The sequence below is a fragment of the Flavonifractor sp. genome (genome assembly GCF_019422385.1).
GTDB lineage: Bacteria > Bacillota > Clostridia > Oscillospirales > Oscillospiraceae > Flavonifractor > Flavonifractor avistercoris.
Window position 1 is genome coordinate 1 of record NZ_JAHZDL010000137.1, and the last position, 3,733, is coordinate 3,733.

General features: G+C 64.2%; 5 protein-coding genes. 2 read left to right on the forward strand and 3 right to left on the reverse strand.

Annotation, left to right across the window (positions count from 1 at the left end; genetic code table 11):
- The coding region (gene rpsI / locus QZ378_RS12355; RefSeq protein ID WP_291258481.1) for a 30S ribosomal protein S9 at window positions 1-368 on the reverse strand (368 nt) is incomplete at its 3' end.
- A gap of 17 nt (window positions 369-385) precedes the next feature.
- Entirely contained in the window at window positions 386-817 is a 432-nt protein-coding gene (rplM, locus tag QZ378_RS12360; protein ID WP_087237558.1) for a 50S ribosomal protein L13, read from the reverse strand.
- A 225-nt stretch (window positions 818-1,042) separates the two neighbouring features.
- Here rplM and QZ378_RS12365 point away from each other — a divergent pair, with 225 nt between their 5' ends.
- On the forward strand, window positions 1,043-1,801 hold the full coding sequence (locus QZ378_RS12365; protein WP_291258482.1) for an ATP-binding protein: 759 nt from the start codon (window positions 1,043-1,045) through the stop codon (window positions 1,799-1,801).
- A 3-nt stretch (window positions 1,802-1,804) separates the two neighbouring features.
- Here the strand turns inward: QZ378_RS12365 and QZ378_RS12370 are convergent, their stop codons facing one another.
- The gene (locus QZ378_RS12370) at window positions 1,805-2,287 is read right to left on the reverse strand and encodes a hypothetical protein (RefSeq protein ID WP_291258483.1); all 483 of its coding nucleotides are present in this window, start codon (window positions 2,285-2,287) and stop codon (window positions 1,805-1,807) included.
- A gap of 232 nt (window positions 2,288-2,519) precedes the next feature.
- Here QZ378_RS12370 and QZ378_RS12375 point away from each other — a divergent pair, with 232 nt between their 5' ends.
- Window positions 2,520-3,563, forward strand: coding sequence for a helix-turn-helix transcriptional regulator (locus QZ378_RS12375; protein WP_291258484.1), 1,044 nt, complete (start codon window positions 2,520-2,522; stop codon window positions 3,561-3,563).
- Window positions 3,564-3,733 lie beyond the last annotated feature (170 nt).

The following is a 3,733-nucleotide window of genomic DNA, read 5'->3' on the forward strand; positions in this document are numbered from 1 at the left end:
TTGAGGCCGTACTTCTTGCGCTCCTTCATGCGAGGATCGCGGGTGAGGAAGCCGGCGGCCTTGAGGGCGGCGCGGAACTCGGGATTGACCTGCAGCAGGGCGCGGGCCACGCCGTGGCGGATGGCGCCGGCCTGGCCGGTGACGCCGCCGCCGGTGACGGTGGCGACGATATCCACCTTGCCCAGCATGTCGGTGGTGGCCAGGGGCTGGCGAACCAGCAGCTTCAGGGTCTCCAGGCCGAAGTACTCGTCAATGTCACGGCCGTTGATGGTGATGGAGCCGGTGCCGTTGGGGAAGAGATGCACCCGGGCCACGGAGGACTTGCGGCGGCCGGTGCCATACAGATAAGGCTTCTTGCTCTTATACATTTGTCTGTACCTCCTGCTTAGTTGGCGGCCCAGGACTCGGGCTTCTGGGCGGTGTGGGGATGCTCGGCGCCGCGGTAGATATGCAGGCGGGTCAGAGAATCCTTGGTGATGATGTTGCGGGGCATCATGCCGCGAATGGCCAGCTGCATGGCCAGCTCGGGCTTCTGCTGCATCAGCAGGCGGTACTTGGTCTCCTTGAGGCCACCTACCCAGCCGGAGTGGCGGCGGTAGTACTTCTGCTCCAGCTTCTTGCCGGTCAGAACGGCCTTCTCGGCGTTGACGATCACGACATAGTCGCCGCAGTCGGCGTGGGGGGTGTACTCAGGCTTGTGCTTGCCGCGCAGCAGGACGGCCGCGGCGGCAGCGGTCTTGCCCAGGGGCTTGCCCGCCGCGTCGAGGATATACCACTTGCGGACGATGTTCCCCTTGTTGGCCATAAAAGTGGACATGGTGAAACCTCCAATTTTTTTGCGTTCTATGCTTAAAATAGTCTAAACAGAATCAAAACCCCAATCTTTACGACTGGAGCGTTTTGTATTATAATACGATGGTTCCCGGGTGTCAACACGTTTTTTCGTTTTTTTAATTTAGAATCACAGAATCTCCTGTATTCTCGCTTTATCTCCTCCAATCTCTCTCATGCTCCATTTCGATTTTCAAATTTTGAGGTGCCTATGAACAAGATTTTAAGCTACGTCCGCCGCTGTGTGGAGGACTACGACATGATCCAGGCCGGCGACCGGGTGGCAGTGGGGGTGTCCGGCGGCAAGGACTCCATCACCCTGCTGGCCGCCCTGGCCAGGCTGCGGGAGTTCTACCCCAAGCCCTTCACCGTGGAGGCCTTCACCCTGGATATGGGCCATGTGGACGGGGGTGAGGGGATGGACTTCGCCCCGGTGGCGGAGTACTGCCGCTCCATCGATGTGCCCTTCACCCTGCTGAAGTCGGAGATCCACCACATCATCTTCGATCTCCGCAAGGAGAAGAATCCCTGCTCCATGTGCGCCAAGATGCGGCGGGGCGCCCTCCACAACGCCCTGAAGGAGCGGGGCATCTCCAAGATCGCCCTGGGCCACCACTTTGACGACGCGGTGGAGACCTTCTTCCTCTCCCTGTTCTACGAGGGGCGGCTCTCCTGCTTCCAGCCGGTGACCTACTTAGACCGCACCGACATCACCCAGATCCGCCCCCTGCTCTACTGCGGGGAGGGGCTGCTGCGCAACGCGGCGGAGCGCAACCACCTGCCGGTGATCTTCAACCCCTGCCCGGCGGACGGGAATACCAAGCGGCAGGAGGTCAAGGAGCTCATCCGCACCCTGGACAAGCAGTACCCCGGCCTGAAGAGCCGGGTGTTCGGGGCCATGCAGGGCCTCCCCCTCCCCGCCTGGGGGCCGGTGGAGCACCGCCGGGTGCCCCTGCCCGACGGGGAGTAGGTCTCACACCGGGCTGGGCACCACCTGGCACACCCCGTCCAGCTCCGCGGGGAAGTGGTTGGGCAGGTAGAGGGAGGGGGCCTTCCGCATGGAGACCGCCCCGGAGGCGGAGAGGAGCTCCGCCACGAACTGGGAGCAGAAATAGCGGTTTCTCCAGCGGAAGGGTAGGTGCAGCAGGCAGAGCGCCACCCCCACATAGCTATAGTGGTAGTCGGCCTGGCGAGCGGCCATGGCCCGGAGGCGGGCCTCCACCAGGCGATAGGCCCCGTCGGCCACCGGGATCCGGTAGCAGCGGCTGGCGGTGACGCCGCGGCGGCGGAGCTTGTCGGGGGTCTCCTCCGTGAAGCCGCGGAAGGAGAAGCTGTAAAAGCGGCCCTCCTCCTCCAGGCCGATGGAGGCATGGGTGTACCCTTGGCCGCTGAGGCGGGCCAGCACGCGGGCGAAGCGATCCGGGTATTTGGTGAGCAGTACGCACAGGTATTTCATCGGGCAGGCATCCTTTTTCTGATGTGCCCCGCAAGACATCTGCTACCATACCGCATCGGCATCCTAAACGCAAGCCTTTGGGCCCCGACGGCTGGGAAACCCCTGCAAAACAAGGACTTTCCTAACGGTCGAGTGGCAAATTTGCCCCAAAGTCTTGCAATTTTGACCCGGCTGCCGTATGGTGAGTGCGGCCCCGCAAGACAACACCCTGCCGCAAAGGATGGTTGAAGACATGGAAAATAAAAAGACCTTCGGCGCGTACATCTGCCGCCGCCGAAAGGAGCTGGGGCTCACCCAGCGGGAGTTTGCCGACAAGCTCTTTGTCACCGAGTCGGCGGTCAGCAAGTGGGAGAGAGGCATGTCCTACCCGGACATCACCCTCATCCGGGACATCTGCGCGATCCTGCAGGTGTCGGAGCACGAGCTGCTCACCGCCAGCGAGGACGTGGAGGCCCGCACGGCGGAGACCCTGGCCAAGAAGTATCTGCGCCTCACCCGGCGGGTGCGCATGGTGCAGCTGCTCCTGTACGGCGGCACGGCGGTGCTCTGCCTGGCCTGCAACTGGGCCATGTACCATGCGCTCACCTGGTTCTGGCTGGTGCTGACCGGTGAGCTGGTGGCCGCCTCCCTCACCCTGCTGCCCACCCTGGTACAGAAGCGGCGGGCCGCGGTCACGCTGGGGGGCTTCACCCTGTCCCTGGAGCTGCTCCTGCTGGCCGCCTGCCTCTACAGCGGCGGCGACTGGTTCCCCATGGCCGCCGCAGCCACCCTCTTCGGCCTGGGGGCGGTCTTCCTGCCCGCCGCCCTGCGGGAGCTCCCCAAGCCCCTGTCGGAGCACAAGGCGGCGCTCTATCTGGGCACCGAGACCCTGCTGCTGTGCGCCCTGCTGTGGGCGGGCGCGGCCTACAGCGGCGCGGACTGGTTCCCCCTGCCTGCCCTGCCCGGGGTGCTGTTCGGCCTGGCCCTGCCCTGGGCCTGCCTGCTGATCATCCGCTACGCGCCCATCGGCCCCTGGTGGAAGGGGGCCGCCTGCCTGGGCGCGGCCTGCGTCTTCCTCCCACTGGTCAACCCGGTGCTGGACCGGCTGGTGCTGCTGGGGGGCGGTACGGTGGAGCGGCTCCACAGCTTCTGGTTCCGGCCGGATTTCACCCGCTGGACAGAGGACTGGTATTTCAATGAGAACGTCCTGCTGCTCCTGTGGCTGGCCCTGGCCGCCGCAGCGGTCTTCTGTGTGTTTCGGGCACTGCTGTGCCGCCGGGACGCCGCCCGGGCATGAGCCTCCTCCAAGCGAAAAACCGGGCCCCGCTGGAAACAGCGGGGCCCGGTTTCTGTTCAGATGTCCGTCAGAGGCTCAGAAATACTTCTTGATGCCCTCGGTCGCCAGGGAGGCGTCGGCGCTGATGGTGACGGTGAACTTGATGTTGTTCTTCTCGGAGAAGCTGTTCA